The organism is Paeniglutamicibacter psychrophenolicus, assembly GCF_030812255.1.
Classification (GTDB): Bacteria; Actinomycetota; Actinomycetes; order Actinomycetales; family Micrococcaceae; genus Paeniglutamicibacter; species Paeniglutamicibacter psychrophenolicus_A.
Genome location: NZ_JAUSSH010000010.1, coordinates 77192 through 101054, shown reverse-complemented (window position 1 = coordinate 101054; position 23863 = coordinate 77192). Strand labels below are relative to the sequence as shown.

29 protein-coding genes are annotated in these 23863 nt (G+C 64.5%); 21 read left to right on the top strand and 8 right to left on the bottom strand.

Annotation, left to right across the window (positions count from 1 at the left end):
* The first annotated feature begins 112 nt into the window (after nucleotides 1-112).
* The 9 genes from J2T21_RS14180 to J2T21_RS14140 all read left to right on the top strand — a co-directional run bounded on the left by J2T21_RS14180 (nucleotide 113) and on the right by J2T21_RS14140 (nucleotide 7674).
* Nucleotides 113-457 carry a hypothetical protein gene (locus J2T21_RS14180; RefSeq protein ID WP_307582073.1) on the top strand — a complete coding sequence of 115 codons (345 nt, stop codon included), beginning with the start codon at nucleotides 113-115 and terminating at the stop codon, nucleotides 455-457.
* A 9-nt stretch (nucleotides 458-466) separates the two neighbouring features.
* Complete coding sequence (locus J2T21_RS14175; protein WP_307582072.1) at nucleotides 467-1432, top strand: hypothetical protein; 966 nt, start codon at nucleotides 467-469, stop codon at nucleotides 1430-1432.
* Between the two features lie 198 nt (nucleotides 1433-1630).
* Nucleotides 1631-2857, top strand: a complete 1227-nt coding sequence (locus tag J2T21_RS14170; protein ID WP_307582070.1) for a hypothetical protein — start codon at nucleotides 1631-1633, stop codon at nucleotides 2855-2857.
* A 247-nt stretch (nucleotides 2858-3104) separates the two neighbouring features.
* A complete protein-coding gene (locus tag J2T21_RS14165) occupies nucleotides 3105-3503 on the top strand; it encodes a hypothetical protein (RefSeq protein WP_307582068.1) in 399 nt (132 codons plus the stop codon).
* Nucleotides 3504-3505: 2 nt separating this feature from the next.
* Nucleotides 3506-3718: a helix-turn-helix transcriptional regulator gene (locus J2T21_RS14160; RefSeq protein WP_307582066.1), complete on the top strand. Its 213-nt coding sequence runs from the start codon at nucleotides 3506-3508 to the stop codon at nucleotides 3716-3718.
* Between the two features lie 513 nt (nucleotides 3719-4231).
* Entirely contained in the window at nucleotides 4232-6337 is a 2106-nt protein-coding gene (locus J2T21_RS14155; protein ID WP_307582064.1) for a GmrSD restriction endonuclease domain-containing protein, read from the top strand.
* 239 nt (nucleotides 6338-6576) lie between these two features.
* Complete coding sequence (locus J2T21_RS14150; protein WP_307582062.1) at nucleotides 6577-6858, top strand: type II toxin-antitoxin system RelE/ParE family toxin; 282 nt, start codon at nucleotides 6577-6579, stop codon at nucleotides 6856-6858.
* A gap of 8 nt (nucleotides 6859-6866) precedes the next feature.
* A complete protein-coding gene (locus J2T21_RS14145; protein WP_307582060.1) occupies nucleotides 6867-7166 on the top strand; it encodes a HigA family addiction module antitoxin in 300 nt (99 codons plus the stop codon).
* A gap of 187 nt (nucleotides 7167-7353) precedes the next feature.
* Entirely contained in the window at nucleotides 7354-7674 is a 321-nt protein-coding gene (locus J2T21_RS14140; RefSeq protein ID WP_307582058.1) for a HigA family addiction module antitoxin, read from the top strand.
* A 320-nt stretch (nucleotides 7675-7994) separates the two neighbouring features.
* Here the strand turns inward: J2T21_RS14140 and J2T21_RS14135 are convergent, their stop codons facing one another.
* The gene (locus tag J2T21_RS14135; protein ID WP_307582056.1) at nucleotides 7995-8408 is read right to left on the bottom strand and encodes a PIN domain-containing protein; all 414 of its coding nucleotides are present in this window, start codon (nucleotides 8406-8408) and stop codon (nucleotides 7995-7997) included.
* Nucleotides 8405-8617, bottom strand: a complete 213-nt coding sequence (locus J2T21_RS14130; protein ID WP_307582053.1) for a type II toxin-antitoxin system VapB family antitoxin — start codon at nucleotides 8615-8617, stop codon at nucleotides 8405-8407. Before J2T21_RS14130 ends, J2T21_RS14135 begins: the two co-directional genes overlap by 4 nt.
* A gap of 501 nt (nucleotides 8618-9118) precedes the next feature.
* Between J2T21_RS14130 and J2T21_RS14125 the strand changes: the two genes are divergently transcribed.
* From J2T21_RS14125 to J2T21_RS14085, 9 genes are all read left to right on the top strand, one after another.
* Nucleotides 9119-9712, top strand: a complete 594-nt coding sequence (locus J2T21_RS14125; RefSeq protein ID WP_307582051.1) for a dihydrofolate reductase family protein — start codon at nucleotides 9119-9121, stop codon at nucleotides 9710-9712.
* A gap of 63 nt (nucleotides 9713-9775) precedes the next feature.
* Nucleotides 9776-11032, top strand: a complete 1257-nt coding sequence (locus J2T21_RS14120) for a molybdopterin molybdotransferase MoeA (protein WP_307582050.1) — start codon at nucleotides 9776-9778, stop codon at nucleotides 11030-11032.
* Nucleotides 11029-11577 carry a cyclic pyranopterin monophosphate synthase MoaC gene (gene moaC, locus J2T21_RS14115; RefSeq protein ID WP_307582049.1) on the top strand — a complete coding sequence of 183 codons (549 nt, stop codon included), beginning with the start codon at nucleotides 11029-11031 and terminating at the stop codon, nucleotides 11575-11577. Before J2T21_RS14120 ends, moaC begins: the two co-directional genes overlap by 4 nt.
* The gene (locus J2T21_RS14110; protein ID WP_307582047.1) at nucleotides 11574-12077 is read left to right on the top strand and encodes a MogA/MoaB family molybdenum cofactor biosynthesis protein; all 504 of its coding nucleotides are present in this window, start codon (nucleotides 11574-11576) and stop codon (nucleotides 12075-12077) included. The genes moaC and J2T21_RS14110 overlap by 4 nt, the downstream gene beginning before the upstream one ends.
* Nucleotides 12064-12513, top strand: coding sequence for a molybdenum cofactor biosynthesis protein MoaE (locus J2T21_RS14105; protein WP_307582045.1), 450 nt, complete (start codon nucleotides 12064-12066; stop codon nucleotides 12511-12513). The genes J2T21_RS14110 and J2T21_RS14105 overlap by 14 nt, the downstream gene beginning before the upstream one ends.
* Nucleotides 12514-12699: 186 nt before the next feature.
* Nucleotides 12700-12942, top strand: coding sequence for a DUF6953 family protein (locus J2T21_RS14100; protein ID WP_307582043.1), 243 nt, complete (start codon nucleotides 12700-12702; stop codon nucleotides 12940-12942).
* 215 nt (nucleotides 12943-13157) lie between these two features.
* Nucleotides 13158-13916 (top strand): 4-hydroxy-tetrahydrodipicolinate reductase, encoded by a 759-nt coding sequence (gene dapB, locus J2T21_RS14095; protein WP_307582042.1) that lies wholly within the window; start codon nucleotides 13158-13160, stop codon nucleotides 13914-13916.
* A 6-nt stretch (nucleotides 13917-13922) separates the two neighbouring features.
* Nucleotides 13923-14372, top strand: a complete 450-nt coding sequence (locus tag J2T21_RS14090; protein ID WP_307582041.1) for a tetratricopeptide repeat protein — start codon at nucleotides 13923-13925, stop codon at nucleotides 14370-14372.
* A gap of 374 nt (nucleotides 14373-14746) precedes the next feature.
* A complete protein-coding gene (locus tag J2T21_RS14085; protein WP_307582040.1) occupies nucleotides 14747-16669 on the top strand; it encodes an ExeM/NucH family extracellular endonuclease in 1923 nt (640 codons plus the stop codon).
* 236 nt (nucleotides 16670-16905) lie between these two features.
* Here J2T21_RS14085 and J2T21_RS14080 read toward each other — a convergent pair whose 3' ends face one another.
* Nucleotides 16906-17454: a gluconokinase gene (locus tag J2T21_RS14080; protein ID WP_307582039.1), complete on the bottom strand. Its 549-nt coding sequence runs from the start codon at nucleotides 17452-17454 to the stop codon at nucleotides 16906-16908.
* Between the two features lie 170 nt (nucleotides 17455-17624).
* Here J2T21_RS14080 and J2T21_RS14075 point away from each other — a divergent pair, with 170 nt between their 5' ends.
* Nucleotides 17625-18110 carry a hypothetical protein gene (locus J2T21_RS14075; protein WP_307582038.1) on the top strand — a complete coding sequence of 162 codons (486 nt, stop codon included), beginning with the start codon at nucleotides 17625-17627 and terminating at the stop codon, nucleotides 18108-18110.
* Nucleotides 18111-18458: 348 nt separating this feature from the next.
* On the opposite strand, the gene J2T21_RS14070 is transcribed toward J2T21_RS14075, so the two are convergent.
* The 3 genes from J2T21_RS14070 to J2T21_RS14060 form a co-directional block, all read right to left on the bottom strand.
* Nucleotides 18459-19031, bottom strand: coding sequence for a GNAT family N-acetyltransferase (locus tag J2T21_RS14070; RefSeq protein WP_307582037.1), 573 nt, complete (start codon nucleotides 19029-19031; stop codon nucleotides 18459-18461).
* Nucleotides 19032-19389: 358 nt separating this feature from the next.
* The gene (locus tag J2T21_RS14065; protein ID WP_307582036.1) at nucleotides 19390-19668 is read right to left on the bottom strand and encodes a hypothetical protein; all 279 of its coding nucleotides are present in this window, start codon (nucleotides 19666-19668) and stop codon (nucleotides 19390-19392) included.
* A gap of 89 nt (nucleotides 19669-19757) precedes the next feature.
* Nucleotides 19758-20240, bottom strand: coding sequence for a hypothetical protein (locus tag J2T21_RS14060; RefSeq protein WP_307582034.1), 483 nt, complete (start codon nucleotides 20238-20240; stop codon nucleotides 19758-19760).
* A 260-nt stretch (nucleotides 20241-20500) separates the two neighbouring features.
* On the opposite strand from J2T21_RS14060, the gene J2T21_RS14055 reads away from it, so the two are divergent.
* Nucleotides 20501-20965, top strand: coding sequence for a tyrosine-protein phosphatase (locus J2T21_RS14055; protein ID WP_307582033.1), 465 nt, complete (start codon nucleotides 20501-20503; stop codon nucleotides 20963-20965).
* Between the two features lie 187 nt (nucleotides 20966-21152).
* On the opposite strand, the gene J2T21_RS14050 is transcribed toward J2T21_RS14055, so the two are convergent.
* Together J2T21_RS14050 and J2T21_RS14045 are read right to left on the bottom strand one after the other, a co-directional pair.
* Nucleotides 21153-21539 carry a hypothetical protein gene (locus J2T21_RS14050; protein WP_307582032.1) on the bottom strand — a complete coding sequence of 129 codons (387 nt, stop codon included), beginning with the start codon at nucleotides 21537-21539 and terminating at the stop codon, nucleotides 21153-21155.
* Between the two features lie 97 nt (nucleotides 21540-21636).
* Nucleotides 21637-22881: a heparan-alpha-glucosaminide N-acetyltransferase domain-containing protein gene (locus J2T21_RS14045; protein WP_307582031.1), complete on the bottom strand. Its 1245-nt coding sequence runs from the start codon at nucleotides 22879-22881 to the stop codon at nucleotides 21637-21639.
* 64 nt (nucleotides 22882-22945) lie between these two features.
* Here J2T21_RS14045 and dapA point away from each other — a divergent pair, with 64 nt between their 5' ends.
* On the top strand, nucleotides 22946-23863 hold the full coding sequence (gene dapA, locus J2T21_RS14040; RefSeq protein WP_307582029.1) for a 4-hydroxy-tetrahydrodipicolinate synthase: 918 nt from the start codon (nucleotides 22946-22948) through the stop codon (nucleotides 23861-23863).

Sequence of the window (23863 nt, the reverse complement as noted above, 5' to 3'; positions counted from 1 at the left end):
CATCACCTCCCCGGCCGGGACCGAGCAACGGGGGTGGGTAAACTTTTCTGTGGCCGCCCAAGCCCATGACACGCATGTCGAAGCATTGGCATCTGTCTCTTCGATGCCCGGCTTGCGTTTGGCACACCCCAAGACCAAAGGACACATCCCGGTGCACCCGAGCCACGACCCAAATCCACGCGAGGTGCGCAACGCCAACGACGCCGCCCGAGGCCCGGCCGCGCTGCCGATGAACGTCATCCGGGTGCGAGATGACTTCAACTCATTGAAGCCCGGATACCGCCGGTGGCTGGAACAGCAGACCCCGGAAGACCCGGACGAGATCATGGACCTGGTGTCCTTCGTGCTCACGAACTGCGCCATGCGCGAAGCACACACGAGGATCACGGCTCTTTCCATCCCGTGCCTGCGTTCGGTGTTGGGGTTCGTAGGGGAACAATTCCCTGAGACGTTTTAAAACACCAAGATGAAGATGCTTGGTTTCCTGGAGTTCCTCGACGAATCCGACGAGTTCACCGGAAACGATGAACTTTTCGAAGGCCTCCACGGGATGCTCGCTGACGAGGAAGAAATTGACTGGGCCCGGTTCCCTTCCCGGGGCGTGCCGGAAGCCGAGGGCCCACGGACGCCGGAATTGACGATCCCGGCCCCGCCAAAGGTCGCCGGACCCGTAATACCCAAGACCATGGTGGCATCATCGTCGCTTGGCGCCGCTGCGAGCCTGGCGGCCATGGAGGCCCTGCCGCTGACGGCCAGGGCGCGGGCCTTGCTGAAATGGATTGGCGAGCGCAAGGAAGTGACGGCCACCGGGGTGCTGCGCCGGAACGACATCAAGCCCGCTGCCGCCCGCCTGGGCGTCAAGGCCCTGGGATTGGCCACCGGGACCCCGGTCTGGCACGCCATCGGAATGTCGTCCGGGGTGCTCGAGGTCCGTTCCATGCAGGAGGTTCCGCGGCTGGATCTGTACTGGAAGATGCTGCTGTCCGCCGGGCTGATCCAAGTCAGCGGCAAGTGGGTGGGGCTCAGTGAATTCGGCTGGACATTCGCGGCCAAGCATCCCTCTTCCACACCGAAGGCCGTGCTGGGCATGGCCGCGGCCGCCTACCAGATGTTGACCGGGGTGATTCCGCGCAGCAGTGGCGAACGCGAGCACTCCGGCGACTACATGGCCGCGGTATTCGTCGCCGGGGCAACTGGCGATCCCTACTCCACCGAGTCCGTTTTGGAGGGATCCGAGAACGGGGAACCGCTCGCCGGCCAATTTTCCAGGACGCTCACCAACGTCGTGGGCAAGAGAATCAGGGAATGGGCCGAAGACGGCCTGGTGGAGATCGGGGAAACGATCACGATCCCCGAGGTCCTGTTGCCGGCCCTGGCCACGGCCCTGGCCAAGCCCTATTCGTTGGTTATCGGTGCACCGCGCTCGCCGTAGGCAGCACCTATATGTCCCCTGCCAGCCCGTGCGCTCGAGCGCCGCTGCTGCGGTGCTCGGCAGTCCACGGGGAACGCCTGGCCTGTAGGATAATGCACTGGTTGACCCTCCCCGCAGCGCACCCACCTTGGATTGGCTTCGGTGGCTTCGAACCGATCCACGTACCTTGTTCGCGAACACCTTGAAGGACCACAATTCATGACCCCTGGATATCGCCAAGGCCACGGCCCGGATGACTTCGAGGACGATGGCGTGCACTTGCCGCCCAACGTCGAGCGGTCACGGGAAGACTTTGCCCGGATGAAGCCCGACTTTTGCCAGTGGCTGGAAGCAACGGAGCCCGATGTGGATCCGGAGGTGACCATGGGTACCGTGTCATTCGTGGTCTCGCACTGTTCCGCCAGGGACGCTTACTGGATTCTCACCGAACCGTCCGTGGACGCGGTGCGCGAGACGCTGCGGTTCGTGGAAGACCATTTCCCGGACATGCTTGAGGGTGCGAAGTCAGGGATGGGGCGCTTCATGGAGTTCCTGGACGAATCCCAGCTGTACTCCGGCAGCGACGAATCATATGAACAGGTCTACGAGCTGGTGGTCGATGACCTGGACATGGATGACGACGATCTCGAAGAAGACGGGGAAGAATACATCCGGCTCGAGCTTGTGGAACCCCAAACCGTGGTGATTTACTCCTCGTCGTTGGACAAGGCCCAGGCACTGGCCGCCATGGAGGCGCTGCCCTTTGTGTCAAAGGCGCGGGCCTTGCTGAAGTGGATGGGCAAGAGCAAGGAAATCACGGCAAGCCAGACGCTGCGCCGCAAGGACATCGCCCCTGCTGCGGCGACCTTGGGTGAGGACGCCATCGGGGTGGCCACGGGGTACGCCTCGGGCTTCTGGGAACCGGATACGGAAGGGACCCTGGAGGTGCGATCCGCTTCCGAGGCGCCGCGGCTGGACTTGTACTGGCAGATGTTGCGTTATGCGGCCCTGGTGGAACTGACCAGCACGCGGGTGCGGCCCACCGCCTTCGGCAGGGCGTTCCTTGATGCCGAACCCGAGGCTACGGCGATTGCCGTGCAGTCCCTGGCGACCGCCGCCTACCAGGTGCTCGGCGGTGAGCTGCCGCGAAGCAATGGCGAGGCCCAGCTGGGTTACCGCGCGGTGGCCGTGATGCTGATGTCCGGGGCGACGGAAACCCCGTTGACGGCGGATTTCGTGCTGGAGGGAATCGAGGACGGGCAGATCGTGCTCGACGATCTGGCGAACGCGCTCTCCGGCATGCTTGGCTACTCCGTGCAACGTTGGATCGAAGATGGCTTTTTGGAGGTTGGCGAGTATGTGGAGATCCCGGAGGTGCTGCTGCCGTCGGTGGCCACGGCCCTGGGCGAGACTTTTGGTGCCAGCATCGGTGAACCTCGCCCATAGCGGCACCGCCGATCGGATAGGCGCGACGCCGGAAAGCAGCACGCTCCGATTGCCAAGACCGTCCAGGTGCGGTGGCTTCGGTGCTGCGCGGACTCCGTGGGAACAGGGTTCCCGGGTCCACGCCGCCGGACGACCTGCGCGCCCGTGCCACAGGTTGACCTCAATTGAGGGTGCCTGAACGCCGAGTTGTGCTCTGTGCTGCACGCGTTGGGGCCGCATCCGCTTCGCCGGCGGCCGCCTTCCCGCCGTGGCCGTCGCCATCCCGGTGGGGCTGCTGCTGGCTGCCGGTGTCGGAGCAATCACCCTCTGGACAGGTGTGGCCAGTGGCGAGCATGCCCTGGCCGTCTCCGGGGTGTTCGCGCTTGTCGTGTCCTGGGGCCTTATGGGCCTGGTCTGGGCGCTCGTCGTCGACCGGTCGAGCCTGCGGGGAGCTATCCACAAGCCTGATGAATCGATCGAATCGACATGGCTGGACGCCGCCATGGCCGGCGCATTCCGCGACACCATCATGCTGACCGGCTTTGTCCTGGCAATCCTCTCCATCACCGGATTCGAGTTCGATGTGGGTTGGGCGCTCACCGGGGTCATCGTGGTCGGCTTCTTCAGCACTTTCGTGCGCTATCTCATGGCGAAGAAGCGTGGCTGAGGGTGAAGAACTCGCTCAATGAACGCCGGCAGGAGCGTGGCTGGTCACAGCAACGCCTTGCCGATGAGCTGGGAGTCTCCCGCCAAACGGTCATCTCCATCGAACGCGGCCGGTTCGACCCGTCCTTGCCGCTGGCCTTCCGCTTGGCCGGGGTCTTTGGGTGCAGGATCGACGATCTCTTCGACCCCAGGGGAGAAGACACGCCGCCGGGCTGAAACCCGATGCCTCGCTGCAAGCGCCCGTCGGACATCGATCCTGGGAGGCAAGTCGGACAACGGGCTTGATCCCACTGGGCGTTGAAACAGAACACTGTGGAGTTTAGATTTAGTGTAAAGATCCGTCGTCTGAATCAATAGAAATGCTGCCCCCGGGATAAACGTATGAGGGCGGCATTTCTTGCCCGTGGGGGCCCAGCGCGTGTAGGACCAGATGTTAGTCATGGCGAGATCTGATCCTCACTCTTCGGTCGCATTCAGTCCTGACGTATGTCAGGTGGAAACAGCGGAATCGTTTGGTGGTACTCGTGTTCGACCGGTTGCGAACTCGTTGTCTAGTAGCCTTGTTCCGGGTGACCTTCGCAATTTTTAGTGCCACAGGCAGCACTCCTATCACTGACGAGTCTGAACAGCCATTCAGGACCCCGATTTCGCGTTCTGGTGAGGTCTTGTGAGTCCCAACCCTTTCCGTGCGCATGAAGTGCGCTGGACGTTTCCGGTAGGTTTGTATTCGTGGAGACTTTCAAGCGGACGCCGCTGCAGCTGTTCAATCTGCCGCAGAATTTCGTAATCCCTCTTTTCCAGCGCCCCTACGTTTGGAAAGAGGTCGAGCAGTGGGAGCCACTGTGGAAGGACATACGTCGGGTCGCGGAACTCCGGATTGCTGAGCCGCACGTTGACGCCAAACACTTTCTCGGGGCCGTCGTGATTCAGTCGCACGAGGCTCAGAGCGGACGCCTGACGATGTGGAACGTGATCGACGGCCAGCAGCGGCTGACTACTCTTCAAGTTCTTGCCGATGCGACCCGCTCTTTGCTCGCGCAAGCTGGCCTCGCGAAGCTTGCCGGTCAGCTCGAAGACCTAACCCACAACTCCGAGAAGTATGTAGACGATGGTGACAGTCCTCTCAAGCTCCGCCATTTGAACAAGGACCGGGAGCCCTTCGACGAACTTATGGCTGCAGACTCGCCTGTCGACTATGAAGATCTTTCGCACTCGGACTCACAAATTGTTGCCGCACATAAGTACTTCTCTACTGTTGTAGACCAATGGCTCGGGACGCAGGGCACTGATAATTACTCGGCCAAAGCCAAAGAGCTGACCAACGTTCTCCTGGACGGTCTGCAGCTTGTGTCGATTGAGCTGGAGGCAACGGAGAATTCTCAAGAAATCTTCGAGACTCTCAACGCGCGAGGGACGCCCTTGACCGCGGCCGATTTAGTGCGAAATTTTGTCTTTCAGCGGCTCGACGGTGAGGGCAGCGACACGAAGAAGGCGTACCGGGAAGACTGGCCCTTCGAGACGAAGTTTTGGATGCGAGAGGTGAGCGTCGGTCGAAATCTTGTCAGCCGCAGTTCCCTCTTTCTCAACCAGTGGTTGGTGGCGAGGACCGGGGAAGAAATCAGTCCGCAGGCCACCTTTTACCGATTCAAGTCATGGGTGGAACTGGAATCGGGTCAGAAGATGGCAGATTTGTTGCCAACAATCAAGCATCAAGCCCAGCAGTATCAGGCGTGGACCGAGGACGCAGCAAAACCTGGCGGATCGTTCGATTCTGCGGTGATGGCCTTTTATCGAATGCGAGCCAGCGGCGTTGAGGTTTTGAAGCCGTTGCTGATTTGGCTGTACGAACCGGGGCGCAACCTTCCACAGGAAAGCATCGACAGGATCGTTCAGGCTGCAGAGAGTTGGGTGTATCGTCGCCAGATGCTCCGTTTGTCGGGCAGCGATTTGGGACGCATCGTCGCCGACGTTATCGCGGCCAGCACAGGCATATCCGCCAGTGAATTCCCGGATCGAGTGATCGGTCATTTAGCTCGCCTTAACGTCACCAGCACCTATTGGCCCGGGGACGAGGAGGTTCGGCTGACTCTAAGCACAGAGGCTGTCTACTCACGTTTCCCACGGGGCAGGTTGCGCATGTTCCTCGAAGCCATCGAAGACCACTATCGCTCCGAGACTGGTCAGCCTCAGATTGAGCGTAAGGGGTACCCGATCGAGCACATCTTGCCGCGGAACTGGAAAGACACTTGGCCCGTGGAGACCCCGGAGGCTGAAGAAGCACGCCAGGCAAGGGTGCACCGCCTGGGGAACCTCACCCTTCTAACGAAGTCGCTGAACTCTAAGGTCTCTAACGGGCCTTGGTCAGCCAAACGCGCTGCCCTCCTGCAACACAACACTATTACGCTCACCGGCCGCCTCGTGAGCAAGACCGAGCACCACGACTGGGACGAGTCGCTAATCGACAATCGCGCCGCAGAACTGATCGACGCCATTCTCCATATCTGGCCCGTGCCCGAGGGGCATCTCGGCAAGGTCGTCGATCCTCAGACGAAGGCTGGTGATTGGGTCGAACTCAAGCACCTGATTGAGGCTGGGCTTCTAGGAGACGGCGATATATTGTCGGCTACACACAGGGACTTCAAGGGAAAAGAAGCGGTGCTGACGTCCGATGGTGCGATTGAGCTAGATGGAAAGCGGTATACGTCGCCGTCTGCGGCTGGTCATGCCCTACGGAAGAAGGCGACAAACGGCTGGTATTTCTGGGCTGTGGGTGACGGTCGGCGACTGCGGGACGTCCGCGCAGAGTTCCAGAACATTAATCGTCAATCCGATTGAGGGCTTGCATCCGCAATAATGACGTCAACGCCCTTTCGACGTCGCAGGGTCGCGCTGGGATGCTGTCCAAACCATCTGGCCCAGGACATTGAGGTCTGCGAGCAGTGTCGCGGGCCCAGGAATGAATTGAAGCGGAGCTGGTAATTCATCGCGGTGCATAGGCTAGTCGGTTACGGAACGTGGTGGAGTTCCGGTGAAACGTCTAGCGTTATTGACGCGCTGCGGCATACGCTGGCGGCGTGATCGGTTTCTTAATCGACCGTGATACCGAGCGAGTCTGGCGTCGTGAATCGGCGAAGCGGTTTGATCCGCGAATTCATATGACGGCGAACCGCAAGCTCCATCAGTTGGATGCTGCGACAACGCTGGATACGTTGCGGGTGCCGCCAGGGAATCGCTTGGAAGCGCTGAAGGGTGACCGAGCGGGACAGTACAGCATCCGTATCAACGATCAATGGAGGATCTGCTTTCGCTGGACGGATGCCGGAGCCGACGACGTGCAGATCGTGGACTACCACTGAGGAAGATAATGGTCGAGAAACTTTACCCACCGATCCACCCAGGTGAGGTCCTGATGGAGGACTTCATCAAGGGTTTCGGGATCAGCCAGAACAAGCTCGCCGTGTCGATCGGTGTGCCGCCGAGGCGCATCAACGAGATTGTGCATGGGAAGCGGGCCATCACAGCCGATACTGCCCTGCGTCTGGGACGGTACTTCGGGGTGTCTCCGCAGTTCTGGCTCAACCTGCAGACTCGGTACGCGCTCGAGCTCGCGGAAGACCGTGTGGCCGATCAAATCGCAGCGATCACTCCGTTGAAAGTCGCGTGAGTGATCAACTGGACGCACGGCCCCTCAATCGATGCGAGGCCAAAGCCGTAGAGCAGCTGGGGGCGTCGAATGCGGCGTTCAAGTGCTTACGGCGTTATCGCCAGCGGTGAACGTCGCGGTCAGCAAGGCATCCGTGTGAAGGTGCAGTGGCGTCTCTGCTTCGTTTGGAACGATGGAAGTGCGGAAGATGTTGAACTCCTCGATTACCCCTGAGGCGAATCTGATCGAGCTGATACACCCGGGGGAGATCCTGGTGGAGGACTTCATCGAGGGATTCGGGATCACCCAGAACAAGCTTGCGGTGTCCATCGGCGTGCCCCCGCGTCGAATTAACGAGATCGTGCACGGCAAGCGCGGGATCACGGCTGATACCGCGATCCGGCTCGCACGGTATTTCGGTACTTCGGAAGAGTTCTGGATGAGCCTGCAGTCCAACTACGAGCTGCGGCTCAAGCGTCGGGCCCTGCGGGACAAAGTCGCAGCGATCACGCCGTTGAAGGTTGCCTGACCGGGCGTTCCGTCGGTTGGCCAGGAAGGTTGCGGCTTACGACGCCCAGGATCAACGACTTTCGGGGGTCAAACACGACGACGTCGCGATGGGACATCCCGGGCGTTCAGATGTTCGCGGGGTAGAACGCCGCGGGTGAACCGCTGAGCGACACGGCCGTATGCAAACGCGCTGGCCAGCCCCACTGTGGTGGAGTGGATGCTTTCCAAGCGGTAATCCGAGAAACGCCTTCTGCCCGGTTCTATCTGCAATGGACATAAACTCCGTCATGTTCCGACAGGGATTCATTGCGATTGCGCGGTTGGAGCAACTGCCAGTAACTACGGCAAAGGCGCAACATACTCGTGTTTCAGATCGCTCACCGCGGCGATATGGTCAAAGTCGTGGTCGGCTGAGAGCACGGTTGCGTCATTCACGATCGCGTAGCCGGCGATGAGAATGTCGAGCGAACCCGCCGCGCGGACGAGGCCCGAACTCCATAGGGCGCTCTGGATATCGAGCACCAGCGACTCGTCGGGAGCATGTTCCAACGGGAATCCGAGTGAGATCTGTTCCCGATACGTTGCGTACTCATCTGGGTTCCGGGCGCTGTGGCAGAACTCCAGGACCTGCGGAGGGCAGGTTACGAAGAGATCCGATGGCGCGCGCTCAATGTGCCGCAGTCGCGCGGTGATGCGCGCATCACCGGACGCGAGCCGGGCCCAAACGGAGTTGTCGACCAGGTAATCCGTCATGAGGCGCGGGGAGGAACAACGACTGGTGAGCCGAGTTCGGACTCAAGATCGCTCAAGGCGGAGATGCCGTCAATCATCGAGCCCTTCTGCTTCGAAGCGATCAGGCGTCGCAAAGCGAGGTCGAGGACAGCGCGGTTCGACTTCTCACCCGTCAGCGCCCTTGCTCGCTCGATCAACTTCAGGTCCAGATCGACACTTGTGACTGCCATGGGGGACTCCCTTCGTCCTTATATGATTAATTATATAACAATTGAACAAGAGCGTCACTGTTGGTTCGCTGACTCGGTAGATGCAGGCCGCCCGGAACCGCACCCGCGTGCGCTCCCCACGTTCCTGTCTGTTCAGGCAAGCCAGACACAGGGCCTGAACCCGGTGGGGCGCAAACCCAGTGCAGCATGACCGTCACTGCCGGTCGGCGGGAACAAGTTCGCCGCGATGGCCTCGATGGGAACGGCGGGGGTCTTGGAGAGGTGACCGGCCGGGCCGCGGGCCACCAGGTGTGTGAAGAACACGATCCGGGCGGCCCAGGAAATGGTTGACGGAAGTGGGCGCCGGCCCGCAGCGTCAGTATGGCGACATTGACACTCCCGGTGCTAATTGGAGCTGCCGGGACAACAGTTTCCTGAGATCGGGATGCGGCCTACACTTGCTGCATCAAACGGCCGGCGGTGACGCCGCCGGCAATTCCTACTGATGGGAAGAAGCGCGTCATGGGTGAGCTGCACGTGAACATGCACATCACGATGGACGGGGTGATCCAGGCCAACGGCGGTCCAAGCGACCAGGACGGGGGATTCGAATACCCGGGATGGGAAACTCCCTACCGGACGGCCGAGGCCGGTGCACAGATCATCGCCGACGTGCAGGAATCCGATGCCCTGCTCCTGGGACGGATCACCTACGAGCTCTTTGCCGGCTATTGGCCGGGGAAGACGGACGCGATCGGGATTGCCTTCGATGCGGTGCCCAAGTACCTGGCCTCCCGCGGCACCCCGGAACTCACATGGGAGAACACCACCCAGCTCGTGGATGCCGCCGCAGCACTGCCGGCCCTGCTGGCCGCCCACCGGCAGATCCATTCCTGGGGAAGCGCGGACCTGTTGCAGTCGCTTTTCAAGGCGCGACTGGTGGACCAGCTGAACCTGTGGGTGTATCCGGTGGTACTGGGCACGGGAAAGAAGCTTTTCCCCAACGGGGTGGAAGCCAGCCGCTTCGAGATGGTGGAACCACCGCGAAGCTTTGGCACGGGTGTCATGTTGGTGCGCTACAAGTGCCTGAAACAACCCCCGGCCAGCGACGCATAGTCCACCGACGCGGCACGGCCGCCAACAAGCATCCCTTGCAGGTTGCGGCCTAGGATGGATGCCATGACCTCACCCTTCCGCCGCAGTGTCACCGAGCACCGGGCCGGCATCAAGGACCTCCTCGATAAGGCCCTCGGCGACCCGGGCACCGAGACCCTCGTGTTGGACCGTGCCCTGGGCCGGACCCTGGCCGCCCCGGTCACGGCCCCGCGCTCGCTGCCGCCCTGGGACAACTCGCAGATGGACGGGTACGCGGTGAACACCGCCGACCTCGGACCCGAGCCGCTGCGCGTGGTGGCACCCATTGCCGCAGGCGTTGCGGCACCGGACCTGGAAACCGGCACCGCAGCACCGATCATGACCGGTGCCCCCGTCCCGGCCGGAGCCAACACCGTGATCCCCATCGAGGCGGCCGAACCCGACAGATTCCCCGGCGAAGCCGAGACCGCCTCCGGCTTCCGCGTCCGGCTGCCGGCCATTGCCGAGCCAGGCAGCTACATCCGCGCCACCGGCAGCGACATCGCCGCCGGGGACCCGGTGCTCGCAGCCGGCACCCGGCTGGGACCCACCTCCCTGGGGTTGCTCGCGGGCCTGGGCATCGGCGAGGTGGCAGTGTTCCGGCGCCCGGAGGTGCTGCTGCTGTCCACCGGTGACGAACTGGTGGCACCGGGTTCGGAGCTTGCACCCGGGCAGATCCACGACGCCAACACCACGATGCTGGCCGCCGCACTGGAATCCGCCGGATGCGCCGTGACCACCGTGGGGGTGCTTGACGATTCCCCCGAAAGCTTCATGGCCTCGTTGGGCCAGGCGCTGGACGCCGGCGAGCGCTCCTACCGGTTGGTGCTCAGCAGCGGGGGGATCTCCCAGGGCGCCTTTGACGTGGTCAAGGAAGTGCTCATCAATCACGGCATCGAATTCGGTTCGGTGGCCATGCAACCGGGAGGACCGCAGGGAGCGGGGAACCTGGCGTTGCCCGGACACGCACCCGTGGCATTCATTGCCTTCCCCGGCAACCCGGTCAGCGCGTACGTCAGCTACGAGATGTTCCTGCGCCCAGCGCTCGCCGAGATCCTGGGGCTGCCCGAGCGCCAGCAACTGCTGGCCACGCTCACCGAGGAGGTGACCTCCATGCCCAACAAGCTCCAGGTCCGCCGCGGCAGCTATGCCGGGGGCGTCTTCACCCCGCTGGGCGGGGCCTCCTCGCACCTGCTCGCCGCACTGGCCGGCAGCAACTCGTTCATCCTCATCGATGAGGACACCACCGTCCTGCCCGCCGGAAGCCCGGTGCAGGTATTGATCATTGGAGATGGCTCATGAACCCCGACACCACACCGGCACCCGGGTCCGAACCGGCCAAGCTCTCGCACGTGCGCGCAGACGGCAGCGCCCACATGGTCGATGTCAGCGAGAAGGCCGAAACCAGCCGCGAGGCCACCGCCGAGGCCTGGGTGCACACCACAGAGGAGGTCATGGCGCTGGTCGCCTCCTCCGGGATGCCCAAGGGCGACGCGCTGGCCGTGGCACGGATCGCCGGGATCATGGGGGCCAAGAAAACCTCCGAGCTGATCCCGCTGTGCCACCCGCTGCCGATCTCCAAGGTCACAGTCGACTTCGAGCTGGACGCCGTGGACCGCGTGCGCATCCTGGCCACCGTGAAGACCCGCGGGGTCACCGGGGTGGAAATGGAGGCGCTGACCGCCGTGTCCACCGCCGCCCTGGCCTTGTATGACATGATCAAGGCCGTCGACAAGCACGCAAGCATCACCGACATGCGGGTGCTGTCCAAGTCCGGCGGCAAGTCCGGTTCCTGGGACATTGCCCCGCAACAACACCCGAACCCCGAAGGAGAAATACGCGCATGAGCGCCTGTGAACCACTGGGAGCCCCCCGCAAGGCTGCCATCTTGATCTCGTCCACCCGTGCCGCGCTGGGCATCTACGAGGATGCCAGCGCCCCGATCATCGCCGACTGGCTGCAGGAACAGAACTTCGACGTCATCCCCGCGGTCATCGTGCCCGACGGCCCGGCCGTGGGTGCGGCGCTGCAGGGCATGCTGCTGGCCAAGCCCAGCGTCATCATCACCTCCGGCGGCACCGGGCTGAGCGCAGACGACGTGACCCCGGAACAGACCGAGCCGCTGCTGGACCGCACAGTGCCCGGGATCATGGAGGCGCTGCGCGCCGCCGGGCTGCAGAAGACCCCGATGGCTTCGCTCAGCCGCGGGCATGCGGGCATCGCGGGGGAGACCTTCATCGTGAACCTGCCCGGATCCCCGTCCGGGGTCATGGACGGGCTCTCCGTGCTCGCCCCGGTCCTGACACACATCTGCGACCAGCTCGAGGGAAGCCATGCCCACCACTAGCAGCACCCCGGTTCCCGGCGAGGTCGTCTTCGCCGGGATCAGCGACACCCCGATCGATTCGGCCACCGCCTGGGACGCGGTGGAATCCGCGCACACCGGCGCGGTGGTGAGCTTCGGCGGGATCGTGCGCAACCACGACTCCGGGCGCGAGGTGCTGCGGCTGACCTACAGCGCGCACCCCAGCGCCCCGGCGCGCATGGCCGAACTGGTGGCCGAGGTCGCAGCCCGGCACCCCGGCACCCGGCTCTGGGCCGCACACCGGGTCGGCGAGCTGCACATCGGCGACTCGGCACTGGTGGCCGCGGCGGCCTCGGCCCACCGCGGCGAAGCATTCGAGGCCTGCCGGGACCTGGTGGAGACCGTCAAGGCCCACGTGCCGGTGTGGAAGGAACAGTTCTTCGCCGACGGCGAGGTCGAATGGGTGGGCAGCGCCTAAGCCTTGCGGGCCGGCAAGCAGCTTGGCCACCGGCAAAAGCGATCCAACATATCGCCCGGCATCGGTACCCGCCTGCCGCCTGCCCCTTGACGCACCCGGAGCGTTCCTGGAATGCGCGGGTGGTGAAGACGATTCCCGGGAAGGGCGCGTTGTGTGGTGCGTCCAGTGCACCAGTACCCTGAGTAGATGACCAATGCACCAGAAATTGCCCAGTGGATCCTTGATGCGATCCACAAAGAAAAGACCGTCCACCAGGAAGCCCTCGTGCCACGCATTGCGGAGGCCTTCGGCGAGGAGTGGGTCTACACCCACGAAAACGGGCACCCGGCCATCAACCGCGACGTCCTGAAGTCCTTGCGCAAATTGCGTGATGCCTCGGTGGGCTGGAATCGCGAGGATCGCTGCTGGTACGTCATCGACGCCAGCTAGAACCACCGAGGGGCCGCCGGAAGCACTGTATTCCGGCGGCTTTTTGCTGCCCCTTTTGTTCCCCGGACGCCCCCGATGCTGGCCTGCGGCAACGCAGCCGAAGGCCAGTGGATATTTCGACGAGTCCGGGCAGCAGCCGGACCCCCAACGGAACAGGATGTGGGCCACCTGTCACCGACGCGGAGCCATCGAAAATTCCCGATAGGCTTGAACCCATGAGTGCACCATACAAAGTCGCCGTAATTGGCGCAGCGGGACGAATGGGAGCCGAGGCCGTCAAGGCCGTCAATGCGGCCACGGACATGGAACTGGTGGCCGCGCTGGGCCGCGGTGATTCCCTGGAAATCCTGTTGAAGACCGGGGCCACCCACGTGGTGGACCTGTCCGTCCCGGCAAGCACCGAGGCCAATGTGCGCTTCGCCGTCGAGCACGGCATCCACGCGGTGGTCGGAACCACCGGATGGGACGACGACAAGCGCGAGTCCCTCACCTCGCTGCTGGCCGAATACCCCGAAACCGGTGTGCTCATCGCCCCGAACTTCGCCCTGGGCTCGGTGCTGGCTTCGGCCTTCGCCGCCACCGCGGCACGCTACTTCGAATCGGTGGAAATCATCGAACTGCACCACCCCAACAAGGTCGACGCCCCCTCGGGCACCGCGGTGCGCACCGCCGAGCTGATTGCCGCAGAGCGCGCAGCAGCCGGCGTGCCGGTGAGCCCGGATGCCACCGAGACCCAGCTGGACGGCGCCCGCGGCGCGGTGGTTGACGGGATCCATGTGCACTCGGTGCGCCTGCGCGGCCTGGTCGCCCACCAGGAGGTCCTGCTCGGAGGGGAAGGCGAGCAGCTCACGCTGCGCCACGACTCCTACGACCGAGCCTCCTTCATGCCAGGGGTTTTGCTGGGCCTGCGCACCGTGGCCTCGCGTCCGGGGCTCACCTACGGCCTTGACGGCTACCTCGAGTTGGGTCGCTAGACGCACATGAAAACCAAGTTCTGGGTCGGCGCCATCCTGCTGCTCTTCGTGTTCTACCTGGTCGCCGCCTTCGGCTCGGCGGTCCGCTTCATCACCGCCGAGGAGCCGATCGCCAAGGTCATCGGCGTTGCCGCCCTGGTCATCCCGCTGGTCGGGGTGTGGATCCTGATCCGCGAGGTGCTCTTCGGTTCACGCACCCAAAAGATGGCCTCGATCCTGGCCTCCGAGGGCCTGCTGCCCGAGGACAACCTGCCCCGCACGCCCTCGGGTCGCATCGTCAAGGCCGCGGCCGACGAAGACTTCGTGCAGTACAAGGAAGAGGTCGAGGCAAACCCCGAGTCGTGGAAGTCCTGGCACCGCCTGGCACTGGCCTACGACGCGGCCGGGGACCGCCGCCGGGCCCGCGAATCCATGCGCAAGGCCATCGGGTTGTACCTGGCCGCCGGCAAGCAATAGCAGCCAAGGCCTGAATGATGTCCCCTCGAACGGTTCGCAAGAGCCGCCCGGGGGGACTTTTTTCTTTGCCGGGGCTCCACGCCATGCACCCGGCCCGGCAACGGAGGGAAAGCGGCGGAAAGCACGGTGCTTGTCGTTCGGGCATGGAATTCTTGGGCACGAGGATGCCTGCCTCCGTTTCCCCCACTCCGGGGACCAAACACCTAGACGTGAAGCACATCTTGGACTTTGATGGTTCAATGGCCATCCAGCGAAAGGCCCGGCGGGGTTCAGGCCCCGTTCATGCCCGGTTCACGCGCGGATGATCAAATCTGTTCGGGCTACACACCGTGCGCCACATCGCCACGGCGAAAACAACGAGCTAGGGGAAATCCATGAAGAACCGCGCAACAATTGCGTTGGCCACCGCGACCTTGGCGGCCTCGATGGCGATGGGGGCCATGGCTCCGGCCACGGCGGCCGATAACCAGCCAACATCCATCGAGGCAATCCAGGGAACGGGTTCCGCAAGTCCAATGGCCGGACAGCAGGTGACGGTTCGCGCCGTGGTCACCGGCGCCTACGCCGAGGGAGGCATCCGCGGCTTCTACGTCCAGACCGCCGGCAGCGGCGCAGAGGTTTCCCCCGAGGGCAGCTCGGGAATCTTCGTCTTCTCCTCAAGCGGCGTGTCCGAGGTCGCCGTGGGCGACCACGTGCAGGTCACCGGTACGGTCGGCGAATACTTCGGACTGACCCAGATCAGCGCCTCGGCATCCGGCATTGAGGTGCTCGCCGAGCCGGCCGACGCGATCAAGCCGCTGGCCATCGACATTCCCTCCGGCGATGCGGAGCGCGAGCGCTTCGAATCGATGTTGGTCGATCCGCAGGGACAGTGGACGGTGGCGGACAACTACTCGCTGAACCAGTTCGGCGAAATCACCCTGGCCCAGGGAACCAGCTCGATCCTCCCCGGGGAACGCACCCTGCGCCAGGCCACCGATGCCTTTGCCCCGGGCAGCGCCCAGGCCCTGGCACTGGAAGCCGAGAACCAGGAGCGCGCGCTGCTGCTGGATGACGGCGCCACCCTGAACTTCCTCGGTGCAAGCTCCAACAAGTCCGTGCCGCTTCCATACATCTCGGCCGAGCAGCACGTCAGCGTCGGCGCCGAGGCAACCTTCACCGGGCCGGTCATCATGGACTACCGCTACGACCTGTGGCGGTTCCAGCCCCAGGGCCAGGTTGTCGGTGCCGAGGATGCGGACATCCCGGCGGCCTTTGCCCGGGCCAACGAAGCGAAGCCGGCGGATGTCGGTGGAAACGTGAGCGTCGGCAGCTTCAACGTCCTGAACTACTTCACCACCACCGGGGACCAGCTGTCCGGCTGCACCTACTACACCGACCGCGCGGGGGCGCCGGTCACCGTGCGCGGCGGATGCGATGCACGCGGCGCCGCCAACGAGGAAAACCTCGCACGGCAGCAGGCCAAGATCGTCTCGGCGCTGAACAAGTTCGAAGCCGACGTCGTGGTCCTGGAAGAGATCGAGAACTCCGCCCGCTTCGGGCTGGACCGCGATGACGCGCTGGCCACCCTGGTGGATGCGCTGAACCGGGCTGCGGGTGCACAGGCGTGGAAATACGTGCCAAGCCCCGTGGCGGTCCCGGCCGACGAGGACGTCATCCGCACCGCGATGATCTTCAAGAACGCAGCGGTGAAGCCCATCGACGAATCGGTCATCCTGGACGACGCGGCCTTCGACAACGCACGCGAACCCCTGGCGCAGGCCTTCCAGCGCGTCGGCGGAAACTCCAAGACCCGCTTCCTGGTCGTGGCGAACCACTTCAAGTCCAAGGGCTCGGATCCCCAGGACGGCTCGGCCAACTCCGACAAGGGCGACGGCGCGGGAGCCTGGAATGCCGCGCGCGTCGAGCAGGCCAAGGCGCTGGTGAAGTTCGCCCAGGGACTGAAGAAGGAACGCAACACCGACAAGGTGCTGCTGGCCGGTGACTTCAACTCCTACTCCGCCGAGGAACCGATCCAGGTCCTGGCCCGGGCCGGATACGTGGACCTGGGTGCCGCTGCGCCCACCCGCAGCTACCTCTTCGGCGGCCGCACCGGCTCCCTGGACCACATCCTGGGGTCAAGCGAGGTGGCGCAGCACGTGACCGGGCAGACCATCTGGAACATCAACGCCACCGAGTCCGTGGCCTATGAATACAGCCGCTACAACTACAACGTGGCCCAGCTGTTCTCCCCGGACCAGTTCCGCTCCTCGGACCACGATCCGGTGCTCGTGGGAATGCAGTTGAACAAGAAGTAGGAACCAGGGAAGGGGCCGGTGGATCAACAAGGATCCACAGGCCCCTTCCCAGGTGGCCGCCGCCGAGCCCGGCAACTGCCCGATGGCGGCCACCAGCCGGACACCGGCCTGGCTGGTGCCGCAGACGCGCACGGATTGGCAGTCTCTGATCGCAATTGTGTTGCGTCTGATTGGTGGTGGCTCCAGCTAGTCGGAGGCGGCGTCGGCAAGGATGGCCACGCCCGTGCTGAAGGTGTTCATGGTTTGTCCAAAGAGGCAGGGGATCCAAGGCCCAAGTCATCGACGATGGCCTGGACGATTTGCCGCGGTGCTTCACCGATGTCGATTCGGATGGCCGGTTCGTCCTCGCCCGGTTCCTCTAGGGCGGCGAACTGGCTCGCCAGCAGGCTGGTGGGCATGAAGTGGCCCTGCCGTGCCGCCAGGCGGGCGCCGATCTGCTCGGGGGTCCCGGCGAGGTAGACGAACACGATCCCGGTGCCCCGCCGGTTGAGCACCTCGCGGTGGGAACGCTTCAACGCCGAGCAGGTAATGACCCCGTGCTTGCCCGCATCGAGCTCGGCCTCGATCCAGTCGGCGACCCTGGCCAGCCACGGCCAACGGTCCTCGTCGGTCAGCGGGTTCCCGGCATGCATCTTTTCAACGTTCGACTGCGGGTGGAGCGAGTCGCCCTCCTCGAAATCCCAGCCGAAACGGCCTGCCAGCAATGCGGCAACCGTGGTCTTCCCGCAGCCCGAGACACCCATGAGAACCAGCACCCGTGGATCGAGCCCGTTTGCCGTATCCATGCCGCCCATATGGCCATGATGGCACCGCAAACACCCAAAGTCAGTAGCAGGGCCGGGAATGTGTTTCCGGACCGACGCAGCGTGCGATCCATGCGACCAAGGTCGGGCGGAGCGGATCCATCGAATGCTACCTTGGTGGCATGCGGACGTGGCGCGGGGCCGGGTTAGGCGTGATCATCGTGGTGGCTGCGGCACTCGCGGGGTGTTCGACACCGGCCGTGGAGAGCCGGCTCGATCAGTACGAGGACCGCGCCGAGGAGATCCACGAGGGGATGCTCGCGCACGTGCCCAGGAACGGCACACTCGAGGTCCACATGACCTCCCAGCCGCAGTTCGGCGAGTCCGAATTGCTGCGCCGTCCGGAGCGCGACAGCGCCTTCTGGACGACCTGGTCGACCGTCGAGGTAGCCGGCGGGACGACGCCGGCCGAGGCGGCCGACGCGGTCGGCGCCTCCCTCATGGACCAGCGCTGGACGGCGGAGCCGACGGTCGACCAGGGTGGATCGATGCCATTTGTCTCGGTTTACCGTCTCGCCGATCCAGACGGCGAGTGGATCGTGCAGATCCTGCGGCCCGCCGCCGACGACGATCGCCGGATTTCCCTGTCGGTCCAGAGCCCGCTCACCGTTCGCGGCGCCACGTCGGTGCCCGGGTGATGGCCCGCCCCGGCCGAGCAGGCCACTGGCGCTTGAAACGCATCACCGCCCTCGACCGGAGGTCCGGCGTTGCGTCGCAACATGCGTCAGCGTTGCATCAGGGGGAACCCGGTCACGCGTTTTTTCGGGGGAGAGTGACTGGTGGACGGCGTCGTCGTGCCGATCACGGCACCGGAATGTCCCCGAGCACGGGCCCGCCGGCATCGTGGCCCGACCTCCGTCGGCCCCAACATCGGGGAGGGCAACCCCGCGCGGCCGCACTACGAGCGGCTCGGGTTCGTCCCGGCCGGAGGGTATTTCGACGTGGGGACCCCGGTCATCGGCCTCTGGCGCGGTTTCCCCGCATCGTCAGCGCAGGTCCAGACGCATCAGCACGCGCGGAAACCCGCCCACCACCGAGCCGGTGTCGGCGGCCTTCGTGAATCCCGCCCGCTCGAAAAGGGACCGGGTGCCGACGTACGCGGCGGTGCGGTCGGCCCTGGCACCCCCGTTGTCCAGCGGATATCCCTCGATTGCCGGGGCGCCGTATCCCCGGGCAAACTCCACCGCCCCGGCCAGCAACGCGTGGGAAATGCCCTGGCCGCGGTGCCCGGCCCGCACCCGGAGGCACCACACCGACCAGACAACGAGGTCATCGACGTGGGGGATCGTGCGGCTGCGTGCCAGCGCCGTGTCTGCCCGCGGGTGCACACCCGCCCAACCCACCACGTCCGTGCCGTCGTAGGCGAGCACCCCGGGCGGCGGGCCCTGCGCGCACAGCCCGCGCACGATATCCGCGCCGTTGGACGGGAGCCCCGGGCCCGTCGAGCCGCCCAGCCGGTGGCCCAGGCACCAGCACGCCTTCGCATCCAGATCCTGCTTAGGGCCCAGCATCGTCCTGACGTCGTTGAATTCCGTTGCGGCACGCACCGAGGTCACCATCCCACCACGGTGCCAGCAGACCGGGGGATCGGCAAGGCCCGCACCGTGCCTTGCTGGCCGGCCACAGGGATGGGCCCGCGGTACAGGGGCCAGTTCGAGGGCCCACCCCGCTGCTGTTAGCGACCGTTTCTCGCCTTCCAGCCTCCGGGAATGCCTCCGGATCGCGAACGCTGAAAGTCGTAGATTGGCTGGATGATTGAGCTTGCATGGGACGGATGCCCCGATGCCAGGGACGTCGGTGGGCTGCCGACGGTCTGGGCTTCGGGTGGAATCTTGCTCACAGGGCGAAGCTCGCAGATTCAGCTGCAGTAATTCAAGGTGAGGGCCTGCCCACGGACACTGATGCGCTGTAGTTGCCTCAGGACTCGGTTTCCTTTGGATGGCTCGCGGAACATCTCGTGATGATCACGGTTCCGGCACCTTTTTCCTTCTTGCTTCCGGGAACTACGATGTACCAGATCCGGCCGCCGTCAGTGATTTTGTACTGCCATTGCGTGTAACTATGACCACCATAATTCGCGACACCCAATTGTTTGCCCTTCAGCGGGTAGCAGCGATCCGAACACTCCTCGGGGTGCTTTACAAGGTGCTCCCAAGCGTCGGCCAGTGCATTGTTTGCGGTCGCTTTGAAGCCCATCCATCCCTTCCCGGTCGCAGCGGAGCCAAACTTCAGCGTGTATTCCGTTGTCTTTGACGGACGGGGAACTTCCGTGTCCCTCTTCGCCATCATGTGCGAGGGTTCGGGACCAGGGATTCCTTGGATGCAAGGAAATCTTCATCGATTTCGGCTGGTTCTAGCCCGAGTGCATAGGCTTCCGCCGTGCCCTCCCAAGAATTCAGAAGCTCGGTAACCCGGCCGAATGCGCCAAGTTTGGCGCTTGCCCGTAGAAGCCGAAAGTATGAACCGACGAACTCTCGTCGCTCGTCTATCGGCAGGAACTCAATCCAGGTGTATTCATCAGCGAGACTGTTGGCCATGCGATCGCAAGTATCGTCGTCAAGGCTGGCTGCTATGAGTCTTGCGAGATGTTCCAAAGCTTCACGGTTTTGGCTGTCCTGGCTGACACGAGCAATGACAAGGTCTTCGGCGCCTCGACGGGACAAACGAATTTCACCCTGCTCCAACTTCTCGATCACGCTGTTGGGGTGACGCAAAAAAGTTGAGAAGTTCTCGGTCCGTGTAGGGGGAAGAAGTCGTGCAGCACTCATAGATCCATACTTCATGACTAGTTCAGATGTGTCAAGCATCCCGGCGTCAGTGGGACTCGGCGGTGCGCGCCGGAGCTCTGAGTACAGCCCCAGGAGCCAATCGGGCAAAGGCTGGTCAACTGTTGACAACTTCCCCTGCACTCGTTGGCACTTACCGGGGGCAGCACGACAATCCCGGGGCGGCTGGCACGGGGGCCACGCCGTGATCGATTGGGGCGGGAGGGCTGGAGCGCAGCTCGGCACCGGGGCTGTCCACGATCGTGGGCCTGCGCTGTGCCTACGAGGCCGGAGCCCAAGCCACCGACCCGGTGGTTCCGGCCGAAGAGCTCGCCGGGATCGCGATCCGGCAGGCGCCGACCGAGGACCACGAGGACCCCGCGTTCAGGGAAGCGTGCTTCCCGATCCTCGATTCCCCCAAATGCTGGAGCCACAACTGGCTCCTGCAGCCGCATCTGGTGCGGGCGGCACTCGAAGCCATCGCCACCGCCGCCCCGGGCGTTCTGCTCCACTGCAGTGCGGGGCGGGACCGCACCGGGATGATCTGTGCACTGCTTCCGGGCAACGCCGGGGTGGACCCCATGCTCGTCGCCGCGGATTACCCGCCTCCGTCCGTGCCATGGCCGGTGTTGCGAACCATTTACCCACGATCGACCAGCAGGCCAAGTGGACACAGAGCACGGTCGAATCCTGGTTGGCGTACAAGCACCCGATGGTTCGGGAGGTAGCCGGGGGAGCCAGAGAGATCTTCGATGCGTTGAAGGTGGGCACGGCGACGCGGAGCACCTTGCGCTCGCTGCTGCTTGACCCGTAGCGGCCGGAAGATCACGGTGAGCGACCGGCCACCAGGGGCTCGGCTAAATGTGGTTGCGACCATTCGCGTCGTCCGGTTCGACCGCCAAGCCGTGGGTCCGTTCAGCCCTTGAAGGGTCCGTCGCCGAGAAGCTCCACGGCGGGGAGCTTCCCATCCGGGGCGTCGAACGTCATGTGGTCCACCGAATACAGGAGTCTTTCCAGCGCCCAGAGGTTCAGATGGCCAAGTGCGGTTTCTCCATCAAGGACGTCCACAGTCGCAAACGGCCCGCCCGAACGCTTGGGAATCCTTGGAAGATCCAGGTCCTCGGGCACCTCGACCAGGAAGCATTCGCAGCCATCGAACTCCAACCCGCCCCAGCGGGCGTGGGCCAGCTGCTGGCGCGCCTCGCTGGTTCCGTGCCACGTGCCCGAGCACAGGAGCTCCAGCAGGGCACGTTCATGGGGGCCCAACGGATCACCGGGCACCCGGCGAGAGCCGTGGTTCATTGCATGGTGCCTCGGTCGTGGATCTCATCAGTCATGATCTTGCCAGAAGGCCTTGCCGTATGCCGCGGGATCCCTCATCCAGGGTCGCAGGGTGGTTCTACGCGGCGCGTCCCAGCGTCCGCGACACCGAGTGCACCAGCGCCTCGAGCGGTCCGCGCCGCCCCAGGAACTTAAAGACCAGCCCGGCCAGCAGGCAAGCGACCGCATAGATGATGAACAGGCTGGTGCGCGGCAACGGGGCGGAGACATCGCTGAACAGGTCCAGGCCCGCCAGGTGCGCCGAATACAGCGTGAGCGTTGCCGCCCCGGCCCCGGTCAGCGGCCACAGCAGCATCTCGCCGACCGAGCCAAGCAGCGCGCTGAAGGCCAGGCACACCAATTGCACCGCGCCCAGCACCGCCAGGGCGCAGCCGGCCACATGCAGCACATCCAACGGTGCGCCGGTGTGCGGAGCGGACACGGCCAGGAACCAGGGCGTGTCCATCGCCCCGCCCAGCCGCTGGCCCGTCACCAGTGCCACCGAGAGCTCGCTTCGTCCCAGGTCCGCGGCCTTGGCCAGCGACGCCATGGCCCCGGGGGAGGCCAGCAGCCACGCGGAGAGCGCCTTGGCGCCCACCGCCAGCACGGCCCCGGACGCACCGATGGCCAGGGCCACCGGCGGGCGGGCCAACCCCAGGCGCCCCACGCACAGCCCGGCCAGGATGAAGCCAAACCACACGACCACCGGGTAGTAGCCGGTGACCAGCACATCGGCGGCGAACACCGCGGGGGTGAACAGGTCCTCGGGCAGCGGCGAGGCACCCAGCCGGAAGGGATCGAGCACCCCGGACAGCCAGGGCCGCAGCAGGTACAGCGCGATCGGGGAGAGCAGCAGCCAGCCGGCGGCCCAGAAGCCCAGGGTTCTGGCGCGCATGTTCAGGAACGGGATCGCGCAGGCAAAGAGCACCCCGTAGTGCACCAGGATCACCGCCACGTTGGTGTCCAGGATCCCCAGGCCCAGGCCGAGCACGAAGATCAGCACCGCCCGCACGGCCACGCTCCTCCTGATCCCGGCCAGCTTCGGCGCACCGATCTTCGCCGATCCGCCGGACAGCAGCGCGAGCCCGACCCCGGCCAGCACCACAAAGAGCGCCGAGGCCCGCCCGGAAAACAGCGTGGCGGCCCACGAGGGCGCCGCGGCGCCCTCGGCCGTGATGATCCGCAGCGGCATGATGTGCACCGCAACCATCCCCAGCAGGGCCAATCCGCGCGCCGCGTCGACACCCGCGATCCGGGTGCGGGCACCGCGCCCGGAACCGGAGGCAGCGTGTGCGGAGGCGCCCGGGGTGGAGAATTGCGTCATGTTTACAGCCTAAACGCATGTGCCGAATCAAACCTTGAAGGATCCAAAGGGTAACGTAGGAACCATGGCTGAAACTGCGTTGCATACCCCGGGCAAGAACTACACCTTCGGAACGGTGCTCACCGCCATGGTGACTCCCTTCAAGGACAACGGGGAGGTTGACTACGAGTCGGCCGCGAAGCTGGCCACCAAGCTTGTCGACGACGGCTGCGACGGACTGGTCGTCACCGGCACCACCGGGGAAACCTCCACGCTTCGCGATGAGGAAAACATCGCCTTGTTCGCCGCCGTGGTCAAGGCGGTGGGGCACCGGGCCAAGGTCCTGGCCGGGTCCACCACCAATGACACCGCACACTCGATCCAGCTCTCGCTGGCAGCGAAGGACGCCGGGGTGCACGGCATCCTGGTGACCGCGCCGTACTACAACAAGCCTTCCCAGGCGGGCGTCATCGCCCACGTCGAGGCCATCGTCGCGGCGACGCAGCTGCCGGTGATGCTCTATGACATCCCCGGACGCGCCGGAATCGCCATGGCCCCGGAAACCATCATCACCCTGGCGAAGAACCCCCTGGTCGTGGCACTGAAGGACGCGAAGGCCGACTACCAGTCCACCACCACCGTCCTGGCCAACACCGACCTGGACGTGTACTCGGGCGACGACGGGCTGACGCTGCCGCTGATGGCCGCGGGCGCCATCGGCGTCGTCTCGGTCACGGCCCACGTCGCCGCGGCCCAGTACCGCACCCTGGTGGACGCGATGCTCGCCGGCGACCTGGCCACCGCACGCGCCGCGCACTTCGCGCTGGACCCGATCCAGCGTGCCGTGATGAGCCACGTCCAGGGCGCCGTCGCGGCAAAACAGATCCTTAACTGGCAGGGAGTCCTGCCCAACGCCGTGGTCCGGCTGCCGCTTGTGGCACCGTCGGAAACGGAACTCGAAACCATCCGCACCGATTTGCGCGAGGGCGGATGGGAGATCTAG